This window comes from Gordonia phosphorivorans, from assembly GCF_042432625.1.
Taxonomy (GTDB): Bacteria; Actinomycetota; Actinomycetes; order Mycobacteriales; family Mycobacteriaceae; genus Gordonia; species Gordonia phosphorivorans.
Genome location: NZ_JBHLWV010000019.1, coordinates 77833 through 93453 on the forward strand (window position 1 = coordinate 77833; position 15621 = coordinate 93453).

General features: G+C 70.3%; 13 protein-coding genes and 1 tRNA gene. 4 read left to right on the top strand and 10 right to left on the bottom strand.

Features of this window, described 5'->3' with window-relative positions:
- Positions 1–2: 2 nt before the first annotated feature.
- A complete protein-coding gene (locus tag ACFFJD_RS08820; RefSeq protein WP_382363207.1) occupies positions 3–563 on the top strand; it encodes a Uma2 family endonuclease in 561 nt (186 codons plus the stop codon).
- A gap of 30 nt (positions 564–593) precedes the next feature.
- On the opposite strand, the gene ACFFJD_RS08825 is transcribed toward ACFFJD_RS08820, so the two are convergent.
- The 4 genes from ACFFJD_RS08825 to ACFFJD_RS08840 form a co-directional block, all read right to left on the bottom strand.
- On the bottom strand, positions 594–1088 hold the full coding sequence (locus ACFFJD_RS08825) for a hypothetical protein (protein ID WP_382363209.1): 495 nt from the start codon (positions 1086–1088) through the stop codon (positions 594–596).
- Positions 1089–1174: 86 nt separating this feature from the next.
- Entirely contained in the window at positions 1175–2950 is a 1776-nt protein-coding gene (selB, locus tag ACFFJD_RS08830; protein ID WP_382363211.1) for a selenocysteine-specific translation elongation factor, read from the bottom strand.
- A 2-nt stretch (positions 2951–2952) separates the two neighbouring features.
- Positions 2953–4269: an L-seryl-tRNA(Sec) selenium transferase gene (selA, locus tag ACFFJD_RS08835; RefSeq protein WP_382363213.1), complete on the bottom strand. Its 1317-nt coding sequence runs from the start codon at positions 4267–4269 to the stop codon at positions 2953–2955.
- A 23-nt stretch (positions 4270–4292) separates the two neighbouring features.
- Positions 4293–4388: transfer RNA gene (locus tag ACFFJD_RS08840), tRNA-Sec, on the bottom strand.
- Between the two features lie 31 nt (positions 4389–4419).
- Between ACFFJD_RS08840 and selD the strand changes: the two genes are divergently transcribed.
- On the top strand, positions 4420–5403 hold the full coding sequence (gene selD, locus ACFFJD_RS08845) for a selenide, water dikinase SelD (protein WP_382363215.1): 984 nt from the start codon (positions 4420–4422) through the stop codon (positions 5401–5403).
- Here the strand turns inward: selD and nrfD are convergent, their stop codons facing one another.
- The 3 genes from nrfD to fdnG are packed head-to-tail and all read right to left on the bottom strand — an operon-like array spanning position 5404 to position 10684.
- Positions 5404–6501 (bottom strand): NrfD/PsrC family molybdoenzyme membrane anchor subunit, encoded by a 1098-nt coding sequence (gene nrfD, locus ACFFJD_RS08850; RefSeq protein ID WP_382363217.1) that lies wholly within the window; start codon positions 6499–6501, stop codon positions 5404–5406.
- On the bottom strand, positions 6498–7514 hold the full coding sequence (locus ACFFJD_RS08855) for a 4Fe-4S dicluster domain-containing protein (RefSeq protein WP_382363219.1): 1017 nt from the start codon (positions 7512–7514) through the stop codon (positions 6498–6500). Before ACFFJD_RS08855 ends, nrfD begins: the two co-directional genes overlap by 4 nt.
- The gene (fdnG, locus tag ACFFJD_RS08860; protein ID WP_382363221.1) at positions 7514–10684 is read right to left on the bottom strand and encodes a formate dehydrogenase-N subunit alpha; all 3171 of its coding nucleotides are present in this window, start codon (positions 10682–10684) and stop codon (positions 7514–7516) included. The genes ACFFJD_RS08855 and fdnG overlap by 1 nt, the downstream gene beginning before the upstream one ends.
- A gap of 40 nt (positions 10685–10724) precedes the next feature.
- Between fdnG and ACFFJD_RS08865 the strand changes: the two genes are divergently transcribed.
- Positions 10725–11408 (top strand): PIG-L deacetylase family protein, encoded by a 684-nt coding sequence (locus tag ACFFJD_RS08865; protein WP_382363223.1) that lies wholly within the window; start codon positions 10725–10727, stop codon positions 11406–11408.
- Positions 11409–11505: 97 nt separating this feature from the next.
- Here ACFFJD_RS08865 and ACFFJD_RS08870 read toward each other — a convergent pair whose 3' ends face one another.
- Complete coding sequence (locus ACFFJD_RS08870; protein ID WP_382363225.1) at positions 11506–12417, bottom strand: L,D-transpeptidase family protein; 912 nt, start codon at positions 12415–12417, stop codon at positions 11506–11508.
- Positions 12418–12511: 94 nt separating this feature from the next.
- On the opposite strand from ACFFJD_RS08870, the gene ACFFJD_RS08875 reads away from it, so the two are divergent.
- Positions 12512–13114, top strand: coding sequence for a class I SAM-dependent methyltransferase (locus ACFFJD_RS08875; RefSeq protein ID WP_382363227.1), 603 nt, complete (start codon positions 12512–12514; stop codon positions 13112–13114).
- Between the two features lie 3 nt (positions 13115–13117).
- On the opposite strand, the gene phoH2 is transcribed toward ACFFJD_RS08875, so the two are convergent.
- Together phoH2 and ACFFJD_RS08885 are read right to left on the bottom strand one after the other, a co-directional pair.
- On the bottom strand, positions 13118–14419 hold the full coding sequence (gene phoH2, locus ACFFJD_RS08880; RefSeq protein WP_382363229.1) for an RNA 5'-3' helicase PhoH2: 1302 nt from the start codon (positions 14417–14419) through the stop codon (positions 13118–13120).
- A 318-nt stretch (positions 14420–14737) separates the two neighbouring features.
- Positions 14738–15607, bottom strand: coding sequence for an acyl-ACP desaturase (locus ACFFJD_RS08885; protein WP_382363231.1), 870 nt, complete (start codon positions 15605–15607; stop codon positions 14738–14740).
- Between the last annotated feature and the right edge of the window lie 14 nt (positions 15608–15621).

A 15621-nucleotide genomic window follows, 5' to 3' on the forward strand; every position in this document is an offset into this window, starting at 1 on the left:
CCATGACAGCTATGACCACACAGATTCTGGGTCTGCCGCGGGGACGCGCTCTGACCCGCTCGGATCTGGCAGGACTGCCCGACGACGGTCACCGGTATGAGCTCATCGACGGGACCCCGGTGGTGAGCCCGGCACCTGAGCTTGCACACCAGCGAGCCGTGACCCGACTCTCGGCACTGCTCGGCAGACGGGTGCCCGAGCATCTCGAAGTTCTGGTGGCACCGTTCGACGTCGTCCTCGCCGAAGACACGGTGCTCCAAACCGACGTCCTCGTCGCGCCCATCGATCAGTTCACCGACCACAGTCTTCCCGGCGCGCCTCTGCTGGCCGTAGAGGTACTCTCGCCGTCGACTCGCGGTATCGATCTGCCGCTGAAAAAGGATCGTCTCGCTCGGGCCGGCTGTCCGCACTACTGGATCGTCGACCCCGACGAACCGTCGATCACCGCCTGGTCCCTGGTCGGGGAAGACTACGTGGCAGTCGCCCAGGCCGTCGGCGACGACGAGTTCACCGTGGCTGCGCCGTTCCCCGTCCGTCTCACGCCGAGCGGGCTCACCGCGTAAACCCTGATCACCTCCGTGGTTCGGCGGTGATCAGTCCTTCGACGGCATCAGGTAGGCCGACAGCGCGATGAGGATCACCGAGAGTGCCAGCGACAGGTCGTAGCCCCACTCCATCTGCAGGGACATCCCCTCCGGGAGGTCGCCCGCGTCGAGCCAGATCCCGCGGCCGAGCCAGGTGAACAGCAGCAGGGCCAGCGCGGCGAAACCTCCGAGCGAGGCCGCCGACGCCGCGGCGTGCGCCGTGGGCCGCAGCCACACGATGATCGCGATCGCCGTCAACAGCACCGCGAAGCCCACCGCCCACAGCGGACTGCCCTCGATGGAGTAGAACCGGTCGGTCTCCCACTGTCCGCTCAACGTCGTGGTGGCCAGGGTCTCGTCGTTCTCCGCCACGCGAACCCACGGCGCCGTGAAGGCCAGGATCCCGATCACGGCCAGGATCACCGTGGCACCCAGCCGCGGCACCAGCCCGCGGTCGAGGGAACCGGCGGCGGCTGCCTGCGGGGTCGTGTTCGGCGGGGTCATGTGGGTACGTCCTCCCTGCGGGCCAGCCGCACTCGGGGCCGATCGTCGGGTCCGACCGCTCCGGGCGGAATTCTATCCCTCGGCCGTCAGCGGACCACTTCGCGGTGGGAGCCGTCGACGCGGCGGGTCCAGCCCCGCGCGTCCAGGTACTCCAGCAACGGGATCGCCACCCGCCGCGAGGTCCCCAGCGCCTGCCGCGCCTGGGACGTGGTGAACGGCTGCGGCAGGCGGGCGAGCTCGCGCATCGCCAAGGCGGGCGACTTCGGCGCCACCACCAATCCGTCGGCCAGGCGCACCAGCCGGCCGGCGCGCTCACCGGCCGCCAACTCCCGGGCACCCAGACGCAGGTCCGCCAGATCGTCGGCTTCCGGCGCGGCGAAGGGCGTGGCGGCGAGCCGTCGCTCCAGTTCCGCGATTCCCGCTTCCGCCGGCCCCAGGTCGTGCCGTAGTTCCGGCAGGAACAGCCACCCGCCGTCGGACTGCACACCGGCGCCGGAGACCACGGCCGACAGCAGGCCGGCATCCGGCAGGGCGATCGCGTCGCGGGCGGCACCGAACGACAGCCCCGGAGCCAACGGGTCCCGCTCGTGCGCGGCGAGCACCGCGCCGCGCAGGCGCACCTGCCAGTCGTGCAGCTGCTGCATCGCCACCCACCAGTGGCCCACGGCGCTCACCCCGGGCGGCGGCGCGTCCACCGGCAGCCCGGCGGCGACCAACTGCTCGACGAGGACCGCACCGCGCCGGGTCACCTCGTCCAGCACCCGGCCGTCCACGTCCCGCGCGGCCAACGCGTCGGCTCGGCGCGCGGCATCGCCGCGACGGTGCAGCGGCGGCGGATCGACGTCGAGCACGGTGGCGCCGCCGACGATGCGGCCGGCGCCCGGGTCCCGGAGCACCAGCGCGTCGTCGTGCTGCAGCGGCACTTCCCAGGCCAGCGTCAGGCGGAGGTGGTCGGCGTCGAGCGGCCGCGCGCGGGCCGGGATCGCCGCGGTGCCCACATGCACGGTGAGCCACTCGGGCACGTCGTCCGCGGAGCTGTGCACGTCGATCACCGAGGTCTGCGGCCACGCGCCGGGTGTCAGCAGGGTGTCGCCGCGGTGCACCTCGTCGGCCCCGAGGCCGCGCAGATTCACCGCGACCCGACTGACCGGCAGAGCGCGTTGCTCGTCGCGGCCGTGGCTCTGCAGTCCGCGCACCACGGTGCTCCGGCGGCCGTGTCGCCCGGCCACCTCCAGCGGCTGATCCAGCCTCAGCGAGCCCGCCGCCAGGGTCCCGGTGACCACGGTCCCGGCACCGGCGATGGGGAAGGACCGGTCCACCCAGAGCCGCACTCGGCCGTCGGTGACCGGTGCGGGCAGGTCGCCGAGCACCTCGTCCAGTGCGGCGCGCAAACGGTCCAGCCCGTCGCCGGTCACCGCGGATACGGCCACGGCGGGGGCCTGCGCCAGACCGGTGTCGGCGAGTTCGGTGCGCGCCTGCTCGATCACCTCCGCGACGCGGTCGGGCGTGGCCCGGTCGGTGCGGGTCACCACGATGAGCCCCGCCGAGATGCCCAACGCGGACAACGCATCCCGGTGATCGGATGATTGCGCCATCCACCCTTCGTCGGCGGCGACGACGAACAGCACCACCGGTGCCGGGCCGAGCCCGGCGAGCATGTTGCCGAGGAAGCGTTCGTGGCCCGGTACGTCGACGAAGCCGACCTGCCGTCCCGAGGGGAGCGTGGTCCACACGAAACCGAGGTCGATGGTGAGTCCGCGTTCCCGCTCGGCGGCCCAGCGGTCCGGTTCCATCCCGGTCAACGCCTTGGCCAGCGTGGACTTGCCGTGGTCTACGTGCCCGGCGGTGGCAACGACGAACATGCTCAGATCTCGCGCAGCGCAGCGCGAACGGCGGCGGTCAGCACCTCGTCGGCGCTCTCCGGCACACACCGGAGGTCCAGCAGTGCCGCCCCTTCGTGCAGTCGGGGCACCACCGACGGCGTCCCCAGCCGCAGCGGTCGTGCGACCGCTTCCGGCAGGCGAACGGCGAAGCCGTGCAACGGAACTCCGGGCGCACCCCCGCCGCCGACCCGACCGTCGTGCTCGATCACCTCGCCGCCCACCGCCGCGGCCAGCACCTCGGCCCGCTCACGCAGCCGTGCGGGATCGGCGTGCAGATACTCCACCACCGGTGCGGCGGGCCCGGACAGGGTGGCCTCCAAGGCGGCCAACGCCAGCTTGTCCATGCGCACCGCGCGGGCCAGTGGATGCCGTCCGAGCCGGGACACCAGGTCGGCGCGCCCCAGCAGCAGACCGGCTTGCGGCCCACCCAGGAGTTTGTCGCCGCTCGCGGTCACCAGGTCGGCGCCGGCGGCGAGCGTGGTGGCCGCGTCGGGCTCGTCGGGCAGCAGCGGGTCCGGGCTCAGCAGGCCGCTGCCCAGGTCCACCACCAGCGGAACACCGCGTTCGGCGGCCACCACCGACAGGTCGCGGACGTCGACCCCGGAGGTGAAGCCCTCGACCCGGAAGTTGCTGGGGTGCACCTTCAGCAGGCATCCGGTGTCCGGGCCGATCGCGTCGGCGTAATCGGCCAGGTGGGTGCGGTTAGTGGTGCCCACCTCACGCAGACGCGCGCCGGTGGATGCGATCAGGTCGGGCAGCCGAAAACCCGCACCGATCTCGATCAGTTCCCCGCGCGAGATGATCACCTCGCGCCCCGCGGCCAGCGCCGTGGTCGCCAACACCAGTGCGGCCGCGCCGTTGTTCACCGCTAGGGCGTCCTCGGCGGCCGGGCACGCGGCCAGCAACGCCGCCCGCGCACCGACGCCGCGCTTGCTCCGCACGCCGGCGGCGAGGTCCATCTCCACGTCGACGTAACCGGCGGCCCGCTGCAGCGCCGCCACCGCCGCGTCGCTCAGGGGCGCACGGCCGAGGTTGGTGTGCACCACCACGCCGGTCGCGTTGAGCACGGGTGTCTGCGCCGAGGCCGGTCGCGCCGCCAACTCGGCGGCCACCTCCTCGGCCACCCGATCCGGCGCCAGTGCACCCGCGCGGGCGCGGGCCTGCACTGCCCGGATCACACCGACGATCACGTGTTCGGCCAGGCGCATTCGCGCCTCGGCGACCACCTCAAGCGCGAGAAGAACGTCGGTACGCGGAATCGCGCGACGCGAATCCGGCTGTGACGCAACGTGATCCACTCGTCGTTCCTCCCGGAGAAAGTTGGCGGAGACGGACGGGAATCGAACCCGCCAGACCGAGATACTCGACCTCACCGGTTTTGAAGACCGGGGGACCCACCAGGAATCCATACGCCTCCGCAGACCAAGATAGCGCCTATCATCGGCACCGTGACACTTCCCAAGCGCCTGACCGATTACGCACACGGTGGCGGTTGCGCCTGCAAAATTCCCGCGGGTGAGCTGGAGGACGCCGTGCGCGGCCTGATCGGCCCCACCTCCGACGACGTGCTGGTGGGTCTGGACCACGGCGACGACGCGGCCGCGGTGCGCATCGCCGACGGACTCGCGGTGCTGTCCACCGCCGATTTCTTCACCCCGGTGGTCGACGACGCCTACGCCTGGGGCGCCATCGCGGCGGCCAACGCGCTCTCGGACATCTACGCCATGGGCGGCCGCCCGGTGGTGGCGATCAACCTGGTGGGCTGGCCGCGCGGCGTGCTGCCGATGGAATTGATGACCGAGGTGCTGCGCGGCGGCCTGGACATCGGCGCGCAGGCCGACTGCCCGGTGCTCGGCGGCCACACGATCGACGACCCCGAACCCAAGTACGGAATGGCGGTGACCGGTATCGCCGATCCGGATCGCTTGCTGCGCAACGACGCCGCCGAGGCCGGGCTGCCGCTGACGCTGACCAAGCCGCTCGGCGTGGGTCTGCTCAACAATCGGCACAAGCGCACCGGCGAACGCTTCGACAATGCGATCGCGTCCATGACCGCGCTCAACCGCGATGCCGCGCGCGGCGCACTCGACGCCGGTGCCCGCGCCGCCACCGATGTGACCGGCTTCGGCCTGCTCGGCCACCTCTACAAGATGTGCCGGGCCTCCGGCGTCGGCGCGGTGATCGACTCGGCCGCGGTCCCGGTGCTCGACGGCGCCCGCGAGGCGCTGCGCGACGGCTTCGTCTCCGGCGGCACCACCCGCAACCTCGACTGGGTGCGTCCGCATCTGCGCACGCGCCCGGGAATCGGCGAGGACGAGCTGTTGATGCTGGCCGATGCGCAGACCTCCGGGGGTCTGCTGGTGGTCGGCGAGATACCGGGCCATCCGGTGATCGGGCACACCGTCGCCGAACCCGGCCTCACGATCGGATGATCAGGCGCCGGTGATCGAGTCGCCGGTGAGACCCGCGGCCCGACGCGCCGCGAGGCGACGCTTCTGCGGTTCGATCGTGTAGCGAGGATCGGCGGCCGAATCCAGCCCGGCCTGGAACACCCCGAAACGGGTGCATGCCGAGGCGGCCATCAGCGCCGCGCCCGACAGCGCCGCCAACGCGCGACGCCCCCGCCCTGCTCGGCCTCCCGCCACCAGGGCACCCACGCCACCGGCGATCGCGAGGCGCTCGGACCAGCGCATCAGTGTGCCCGGGGTGCCGGTGTGGAGTGGCTCTGCGGACACCGAGTCCATGCCGCGGTCCATGGCGCGCACGGCCAGCACCTCACCGACGACGCCGAGCACCGCGAGGTTGCGCGCGGGGGCGGCCTGCTCGGCGGGGGTGCTGATCAACGCCAGTCCGCCGGCCGCGAGACTGGCCGAGCTGACGAAGACGAACGGCAGATCCCGGTGCGCGGCATTCCAGGTGGGCATCGCGGTGTCGCTGAGCAGGACCGCGGTGTAGGCCGCCAACGGCGCCCCCAGCAGACCCGCGCCGAGCCCGGCCGGCGCCTCGACGGCGCGCAGCACCGGCCGCAACGGCCCCAACGGAAGACGATCGTCGAGCAACCGGTCCACCTCGTTGACCGCGGCCAGCCCGATGGTGCCGCTGTAGCTCACCAGGATCCACGAGCCGACGCTCATCGGGGAGGTCACCTTGAAGGTGCGCAGCATGTGCAGGAACCGTTCGGGACGACCGAGATCGGCCAGCAGCGCCACCGCTCCCAGCCCCGCCGAGCCCAGACCTGCCAGCCGCGCGTTGCGCCGCAACGTCTTTCGGCCGCTGAGCTGGGCGCCGACCGCCAGCAAGCCGGACCCGCCTGCCACGCCGCCGAGGAACAGGTACGCGCCGACCGGCCATTCCCACGGCGGTGCCTTGACCACCGGGTGCCCGTAGTAGCCGCGCGCATCCAGCTGTTCCACCTCGGCCTGGGGAACCATCAGGTCGTCCCCGCCACGGCGCCTGCCGGCCCCCTTGCGTCCCTTGCCTTTCCGCGGCGGACGCTGCGGCCGGAACTGGTCGTATTCGGAACTGGTCACCGTCGACGATCCTTCCACGCGCCCACGAAGGACACCGCTACCGCGGCCGCCATCGTGGCCACCGCCAGACCCGCGCGCTTGTACATCTCCGGCAGATCCGCCGTCGGGACCCGCGGGTCCGGCGGCAGCCCGTACACCTCGGGTTCGTCGAGCAGCAGGAACACCGAACCGGTGCCGCCGACGCCGTCGTTCGGGTTCGCGCCGTACAGCCGCGCTTCGGTCAGCCCTTCCGCGTGCAGTTGTGCCACGCGCTCATGGGCCTTGGCCACCATGTCGTCCCGTTCGCCGAACGAGATCGACGTGGTGGGGCACGTCTGGGCGCAGGCCGGCGTCTGGTCGGCGCGCAGCCGGTCGTAGCAGAGCGTGCACTTCTGGGCGATGCCCTTGTTCGGGACCTCCGGCTGCTCACCCTTGCGGTCGCCGGGGCCCGTCGTCGGCGCCACCGTACCGTCGCTGCGTCGTTCCACCACGCCGAACGGACAGCCGGCCACGCACGTCCCGCAGCCGTTGCAGACATCGGCCTGCACCACCACGGTGCCGAACTCGGTCCGCATCATCGCGCCGGTCGGGCACACGTCCAGGCAGCCCGCGTGCGTGCAGTGCTTGCACACGTCCGACGACATCAGCCAGCGGAACTCCGGGGTGTCCGGCGGGGTGGTGTCTACCGGGGCCGGTTCCTGTTCCGCTTGCCGGTCTGCGCCGCGAATCGACGGCATACCCAGCCCGACGAGAGCGGCACCGGAGGCGCGAGCCTGCTCGATGCGTTCCTGGTCCTGCTCGATGAAAGCCACGTGCCGCCACGTGCTGGCCCCGAGGGACACCGAGTTGTCGTAGGACATGCCGGTGAACTCGAGGTCACCATCGCGCGGGTTGTGGTTCCACTCCTTGCACGCCACCTCGCAGGCCTTGCAGCCGATGCAGATCGACGTGTCGGTGAAGAACCCGCGACGCGGCTCATGGATCGGCCAGTGCGCGTCGGCACTCGGATCGCTGGGTCCGCTGAGCTGCCCCATCACTTGCCCTCTCGCGGCGTGAGCCGGACGTTGTCGGTGTCGGTGGTGATCCCGGCCCGCTGCTGATACTCGCGAACCAGGTCGGCGGTGGCCGCTCCGGTGGGACGGCGCCCGGCGATCACCGCGCACGAGCCCACCTTGGACTCCTGGATCAACGCGTTCGGGTCCATCGTGACACCGATCAGGTCGTTGACGGCGTCGCCGGTGACGATCGCGTCCGAGCCGACACCCCAGTGGTACGGCAGACCCACCTGGTGGACGGTGCGGTCGTTGATCTGCAGCGGCTTGAGCCGATCGGTCACCAGCACCCGCGCCTCGATGGCGGCGCGCGGGGAGATGATCGTCGCCCAGCCCTCGTGCTCGAGTCCGCATTCGGCGGCCAGTTCCGGCGACACCTCGCAGAACATCTCCGGCTGCAGCTCCGCCAGGTACGGCGACCAACGGCTCATGCCACCGGCCGTGTGGTGTTCGGTGAGCCGGTACGTGGTGAACACGTACGGGTACACCTCCACCCCGGGTTCACCGGCGCTGGGCGCGTCGAGATTGTCGGTGCGCGGCAGCATCAGGCGCGCGGGCGACTGCTGCTGCGGGTAGAGCGCGTTGGCCACCGGCGATTCCTGCGCCTCGTAGTGCGTGGGCAACGGACCGTCGACCAGCCCGTGTGGCGCGAACAGCCAGCCCTTGCCGTCGGACTGCATGATGAACGCGTCGTTGCCGCCGATCGCGTCCGCCCCGCGGGCACCCGGCTCGGGCACGGTGCCCGGCGCCCGGTCCATCGGGAAGTCGGGCACGTCGTCACCGGTCCACCGCTGCGCCTGCTCGTCCCACCAGACGTACTTCTTGCGCTCGCTCCACGGACGGCCCTGCGGGTCGGCCGAGGCGCGGTTGTAGAGGATGCGTCGATCGGCCGGCCACACCCAACCCCAGTCGGATTGGGTCACGCCGCCACCGCCCTGCGGCTCCCGCCGCGCCGACTTGTTGACCCCACCGGCATAGATGCCCGCGTAGATCCAACAGCCGGAGATGGTGGAACCGTCGGCCTTGAGCTCGGTGTACGTATCGACGATCTTGCCCTCGTCGGCCCCGGAGAGGTGGCGGCCGTTGATCTCGGCGAGCACCGCTTCGCTGTTGACGTCGCCGTGCTCGTCGACCGGATAGTCCCACGTCAGATCGAGCAGCGGGCGGTCGCGCGGATCGTCGGAGTCGGCCAGTCGCTCGCGAATCCGCTGTCCGAGTCGGTAGTAGAAGTCCAGCTCGCTCTGCGCCTCACCGGGCGGGCGGACCGCCTGGTGACGCCACTGCACCATCCGCTGGGTCTGGGTGAACGAGCCCGCCTTCTCCACGTGCGTGGCCGCCGGCAGGAAGAACACCTCGGTGGCGATCTCCTTGGTCTTGAATTCGCCGGAGGCGATCTCCGGGCCTTCCTTCCACCAGGTCGCGCTCTCGATCATGTTCAGATCGCGCACCACCAGCCACTTCAGCTTGGACATCGCCCGGCGCTGCTGGCCGGAGTTGGCCGAGCCGACCGCCGGATTCTGGCCGACGATGAAGTAACCGTCCACGTTGCCCTCGAGCATGTGCACCGTGGTCTGGTAGGTCCCGAGCGGACCGTCCAGATGCGGCAGATACCCGTACGCCCAGTCGTTCTCGGCGGTGGCGGTATCGCCCCACCACGCCTTGAGCAGGCTCACCATGTACGCGTCGGCATACTCCCAGTAGCCCTTGCCGGACGCAGGCTTCACATCCGCCAGGTAGTCCTGCAGCGTGGCGTGCTTGTCCGCCGACGGCATCGGCAGGTAGCCGGGCAGCAGGTTGAACAGCGTCGGAATGTCCGTCGACCCCTGGATGCTCGCGTGGCCGCGCAGCGCCATGATGCCGCTGCCGGGACGTCCGACGTTGCCGAGCAGCAACTGCAGGATCGTCGCGGTCCGGATCACCTGGGCGCCCATGCTGTGCTGGGTCCACCCGGTGGCGTACGCGAAGCACCCGGTCCGTTCGCGGCCGGAGTTCTGCGTCAGCGAGTCGGCCAGGTACGCGAAGTCCTCCTCGCTGACACCGCACATCTGCGCCACCATCTCGGGCGTGTAGCGCGCGTAGTGACGTTTGAGGATCGCCAGGACCGACCGCGGATGCGTCATCGTCTCGTCGCGCTCCCCCGTCATCGCCCAACTGGCGGCGTCGTAGGTGCCCGTCGCTTCGTCGAATCCGGAGAACAGCCCGTCCAGGTCCTCAGTGTCGGCGTAGTCCTCGCTCACCAGCTCCGGGGCGTTGGTGTACGCCGCCACGAACTCGTGGAAGTACTTGTCGCCGCTGAGCACATGGTTGATCAGGCCGCCGAGCAGCACGATGTCCGAGCCGGCCCGCAGCGAGATGTGCTTGTCCACCACCGCCGAGGTCCGCGTGAAGCGCGGATCGACGTGGATCACGCGCGCACCGCGCGCCTTGGCCTCGCTCACCCACTGGAAACCGACGGGGTGTGCTTCGGCCATGTTGCCGCCCATGAGCACAATGCAGTCCGCATTGGCCATGTCCTGGAGGAACTGTGTGGCTCCGCCGCGGCCGAACGAGGCTCCCAGACCGGGAACCGTGGCGGAGTGTCAAATACGCGCCTGGTTCTCCACCTGGATGGCACCGGCCGCGGTGAAGAGCTTCTTGATCAGATAGTTCTCTTCGTTGTCCAACGTCGCGCCGCCGAGCGAGGCCACGCCGAGCGTGCGGCGCAACGGGCGGCCGTGGGCGTCGGTGTCCTGCCAGTGATCGCGGCGAGCTTCCAAGAAACGGTCGGCGATCATGTCGATCGCGGTGTCCCGATCGAGGTCCTGCCAGTCCGTCGCGTAGGGCGCGCGGTAGCGAACCTTGGTCTGCCGCAACGGATTGTTGATCAGTTGCTCGCTCGAGGCGCCCTTCGGGCAGAGTCGGCCGCGGGAGATCGGTGAATCCAGATCACCTTCGATACCGATGACACGCTCGTCCTTGACGAAGACCTTCTGGCCGCAGCCCACCGCGCAGAACGGACACACGCTCTGCACCGAGCGGTCGGCGGTGGTGGTGCGGGCGACCAGATCCTTGGTCTTGGCCGACTCCACCGCGGGACCGCGGCCGAGCCGGTCGCCGGTGCGGATCTGCCGCAGCACCGGCCAGTTCAATGGATTGATCCCAGGTCTCCCCATGCCGTCCAGCCTAGCGCGCTTTGCGAGTAGCGTCGGCCCCATGACGATCGCTGACTTTCCCGCCGACTGGTCCAACGCTCTGGTTCTCGTCGCCCACCCGGACGACCCCGAATACGGGATGGCCGCTGCCGTCGCCAAGTGGACCGCCGAGGGCAAGAAGGTGACCTACGCGCTGGCCACCAGCGGCGAGGTGGGCATCGAGGGCATGGCCGCCGCGGAGGCCGGTCCGCTGCGCGAGGACGAGCAGCGCCGCTCCGCCGCGGTCGTCGGCGTCGACGACGTCGAGTTCTGGGACTTCCCGGACAGCGAGGTGTTCAACACCCCCGAGTTGCGCGCCAAGATCACCGAGGTGATCGCGCGCGTGAACCCGGACATGATCCTCACCCTGTACGGCGGTGCCGCCTTCGCCCCCGACCGTCCCAACCAGCGCGACCACATCGAGTTCGCCGCCGCCGTCGTCCAGGCCTTCGACGACCTCGCCGACCCGCCGGCCTGGCTGTTCTCCAACGGCCCCGAGATCACCCACGCCGTCGACGTCGACGGCTACACCGAGAAGGCGGTCGCCTCGCTCGCCGAGCACAAGGTCTACCTGGAGGTCCTCGACCCGGAGACCCCGGTGATCGATCAGGCCCGCGCCCAGGTGGAGTGGAGCACGGCGCCCAAGGAGGGCTTCCCCGCCGAGCACACCTCCGGTTTCATTCTGTTGCGCCCGACTGCCGGCTGAGCCGGGACTTCCCCGCCGGCCACACCCCCGGGCCGAGATGCGCACCGGGGCCGCGCGCAGTCGAGCTGCACACGGCCCCGGGCGGGGAGATCGGCGACTATCGAGACGAGCCGGTCACCGACTCAAGCAGTTGCGGGATCAGACTGGTGAACTGACCGAGGATGGAGGTCAGTGCATCGTCGCCCAGCGGGGCGCCCTGCGGATCGAGGAGCGACGGCGCGTCCTTGACGTCGGCCGGGCTGTCCGCGTTCACACCGATACTGATCTTCGGGTTCTTGGCCGGATCCAGCCACTTGAGGATCTCGATCATCTGCTCGCGACCGATGGCGACGCAGCCCCAGGTGGGTTCGTTGCCGACGTGCAGGAAGATCGCCGAGGCGTTGCCGGGCGTATTGGTGGGGTTGTGCTTGACCTCCACCGCGTAGTCGTAGGCCGAACCCATGTCGTACAGGTTCTCGCTGCCGCCACCCGGATTGTCCGGCCGACGCACCATCTGGTTGTAGGTCGGAGACTGCATGTTGCCGTCCCACCAGTCCTGGTTGTCGACCTTCTTGTACGGCAGCTTGGTGCCCGGGTTGTCCTGGCGACCGAAGGCGTTCCCGATCGCGAAGGTGCCCTCCGGGGTGCGGTGCACGTTGTCCTCGGACTTGCCGATGCCTTCGCTGCCCACCCAGGCCGCGGTCGGGCCGATCACCGGCTTCCACTGGCCGTTGGCGTCCTTCTCGAACGCGGTCAGCGTGCCCTTGGTGGCGGTGGCCGACGGCATGGACACCATGATCATCTGGCCGGTGTCCCCGACGGGGTTGCCCGGGAGCGGAGTGCCCGGAGCGATGCCGTCCGGCAGGAAGCCGCGCAGCAGGTTCTCGATCATCGTCTGGACGTCGGGCGTCGACGGAGCCGGGGTGGCCGGCTCAGCGGACGCGGTTCCCGGACCGGCGGCGACGGCCACGACCGCGGCCAACAACACTAGTCCCAGCTGCCACATTCGACTCATCAGTAACTTCAGCACCACACCAGTGTGACAGCGGTTTCCGCGGAGTGCCACCCGCAGAGACCATCGTCACCCGACCGCAACCCGGCCGTTGCCGACTACCCTGGGCCTCATGTCGACAACACCTCCCCGCTGGCTCACCGACACCGAGCCCGGTCACAGCCAGTGGTACATCGAGCGCTTCCGGCAGATGGCGGCCGACGGCGACGACCTGGCCGGCGAGGCACGGTTCATCGACGCGATGGTGCCGCGCGGGGCGCACGTCCTCGACGCCGGCTGCGGCCCCGGCCGGGTCGGCGCCGCGCTGCACGCCGCCGGCCACCGGGTGGTCGGCGTGGACGTCGACCCCGCCCTGATCGCGGCCGCCGCACAGGACTACCCCGGACCGGACTGGCTGGTCGGCGACCTCTCCGAACTCGACCTCCCGGCCCGCGGCATCGACGAGAAGTTCGACGCGATCGTCTGCGCCGGCAATGTGCTCGTCTTCGTCGCCCCCGGCACCGAGGCGCAGGTGCTCCGGCGCCTGGCCGCCCACCTGCGCGACGACGCCCCGCTGGTCGTCGGCTTCCACACCGACCGGCACCTGAGCCTGGACGACTTCGACGCGGCGGTCGCCGAAGCCGGCCTGCGCGTGGACCTGCGGCTGGCGACCTGGGACATCCGTCCGTGGACGCCAGCCGCGGATTGGGCCGTCTCGATCCTGCGCCGCGCCTGAGCCTCAGCCCTGACCGGGGGCGAACTCCTCCAACATGTCCGTCACCAGCGCGGCGATCGGTGAGCGCTCGCTGCGCGTGAGGGTGACGTGCGCGAACAACGGGTGCCCCTTGAGCTTCTCGATCACCGCGGCCACGCCGTCGTGCCGCCCCACCCGGAGGTTGTCGCGCTGCGCGACGTCGTGCGTGAGCACCACCCGCGACCCGGACCCCAACCGGGACAGCACCGTGAGCAGCACGTTGCGTTCCAACGACTGCGCCTCGTCGACGATGACGAAGGAGTCGTGCAGGGAGCGGCCACGGATGTGGGTCAGCGGCAGCACCTCGAGCATGCCGCGGGAGAGCACCTCGTCGATCACCTCGGGCGAGACCAGACCCTCCAGGGTGTCGAAGACGGCCTGCGCCCACGGCCCCATCTTCTCGTCGGCGCCGCCCGGCAGATAACCGAGTTGCTGGCCGCCGACGGCGTACAGCGGCCGGAACACCACCACCTTGCGCTGGGTGCGGCGCTCGAGCACCGCCTCCAGACCCGCGCACAGGGCCAGGGCCGACTTGCCGGTCCCCGCCTTACCGCCCAACGAGACGATGCCGACCGACGGGTCCAGGAGCAGATCCAACGCCACCCGCTGCTCCGCCGACCGGCCGTGGAGGCCGAACACCTCGCGGTCGCCGCGCACCAGCTGCACCTGCTTGGTCTCGGTGACCCGGCCGAGGGCACTGGAGGTGGACCCGATCAGCTTGACCCCGGTGTGGCAGGGCAGTTGTCGGCCTTCGTCGAGGTCGACGATCCCCTCGGCGAAGAGGTCGTCGATGTCCTCGTCGGCCACCATGAGCTCGTCCATCCCGGTCCAGCCGGAGACCACCACGTCCTGGGCGTGGTACTCGTCGGCGGCCAGACCCACCGCGCCCGCCTTCACGCGCAACGGGGTGTCCTTGGTGACCAACGTGACGTCGGCGCCCTCGGCCCGCAGGTTCAGCGCGCAGGCCAGGATCCGCGAATCGTTGGAGGCGTCGCGGAATCCGGCGGGCAGCACCGCCGGGTCGATGTGGTTGAGCTCCACCTGCAGGGATCCGCCGACCTCGCCCACCGGCAACGGCTGATCGAGCCTGCCGTGCTCCACGCGCAGGTCGTCGAGCAGGCGCAGCGCGGTCCGGGCGAACCACCCCAACTCGCTGTGGTGGCGTTTGCCCTCGAGTTCGCTGATCACCACCAGCGGCAGGACCACGCGATGCTCGTCGAAGCGGGTCACCGCCCACGGATCGGAGAGCAGAACAGAGGTGTCGAGAACGTACGTGCGTGCAGTCACGGCTGACTCCGATGTCCCGCGCGGCTCCCGCGCGAGCGAGATCTGTGGCCGGCCGGTTCGCCGTCGTTCTCGGTTATCCGAGGCGGACGAGGACCGGGGCCGGCCCTCTCGTGACAGTCATGTCGTTCACGAATCGAACCTCCCGAACGAACCGCTTCCCCACGGCCCGTCACCCATCAAGCTACGCCGCGCGCCCGAGGCCCCGGGGGACGCGAGGTCGCGTGTCGGTGAACGCTGTGTGACGGCCGGAAACGACGAAACCCACGGCGCCCCTCCCGCGATTCGGGAGGTTGTGCCGTGGGTTTCGACGAGAAGAACTCAGGCCTTGGCGGCGAGCGCGAGGATCCGCGCCCGGGCGGCCTCGGCGTCGGCGCTCAACTCCTGCGCACTGTCGAGCTTGAGTTCGGCGGCCAGCTTCTGGGCGATCGCGGCGTCGGTCTGCTCGGTCTCGAAGTCGGCGAACAGCGCGCGCTGCTCGTCGAAGTCGGCGACGTCGGAACCGATGTGCTCGATCTCGGCCAGCGCCTTGTCCACCGCGAGGATCGTGGCCTCCTGGTCGGCGACCATGCCGGCGATCAGGAACGCCTGGAACGTGGCGGCCTGCACGGAGTCGTCGGTGGCGATCTTGGCCAGGATGTCGTTGAGCTGCGGATCGCTGCTGCGCTCGAGGAGACGACCGATGAACTGCGCGCACTGGTTCTCGTGCACAGCCAGCAGAGCCAGCGCGTTCATCGGGCCCACCTGCGCCACGGCCTCCGGATTCTGCTTCCAGCCGGCGACGACGTGAATGCGACGACGGTTCTCCGCGTCCACCGGATCCATGGCGCGAGTGACCACCAGGTAGTCGCGCAGCGCGATGGCGTGCCGGTTGTCTTCAGCGGTCCACACACCGATCAGCTGACGCCAGTCGGAGAACGGCGGGAAGTGGATCGCCAGGACGCGGTGGAACGACGGGAGGTTGTCCTTGGTCAACAGCAGCGCCAGCAGCGGCGCCGCGGTCGCCTCGTCCATGGTCTCCTGGCCGGGCTCGAAGTCGTCCCCGCCGAGGAAACGGAAGTTGCGCCCCTTGCTCCAGGGCACCCACTCGTGCGGATTCCACGCTGCCGCGCCGGCCTGGTGCTCCTCGGCGATGACCGGGAGAGCCTTTTCCAGAGCGGTGATCAGTTCGTCTTCTTCCAATACAGCCACGGCTACACCCTAGT

Excerpts from the sequence above, each read along its gene's own strand:
- ACFFJD_RS08865 (WP_382363223.1), top strand. The coding sequence starts at position 10,725 with ATGACGATCGCTGACTTTCCCGCCGACTGGTCCAACGCTCTGGTTCTC.
- ACFFJD_RS08820 (WP_382363207.1), top strand. The coding sequence starts at position 3 with ATGACAGCTATGACCACACAGATTCTGGGTCTGCCGCGGGGACGCGCT.
- ACFFJD_RS08825 (WP_382363209.1), bottom strand. The coding sequence starts at position 1,088 with ATGACCCCGCCGAACACGACCCCGCAGGCAGCCGCCGCCGGTTCCCTC.
- ACFFJD_RS08855 (WP_382363219.1), bottom strand. The coding sequence starts at position 7,514 with ATGGGGCAGCTCAGCGGACCCAGCGATCCGAGTGCCGACGCGCACTGG.
- selB (WP_382363211.1), bottom strand. The coding sequence starts at position 2,950 with ATGTTCGTCGTTGCCACCGCCGGGCACGTAGACCACGGCAAGTCCACG.
- ACFFJD_RS08875 (WP_382363227.1), top strand. The coding sequence starts at position 12,512 with ATGTCGACAACACCTCCCCGCTGGCTCACCGACACCGAGCCCGGTCAC.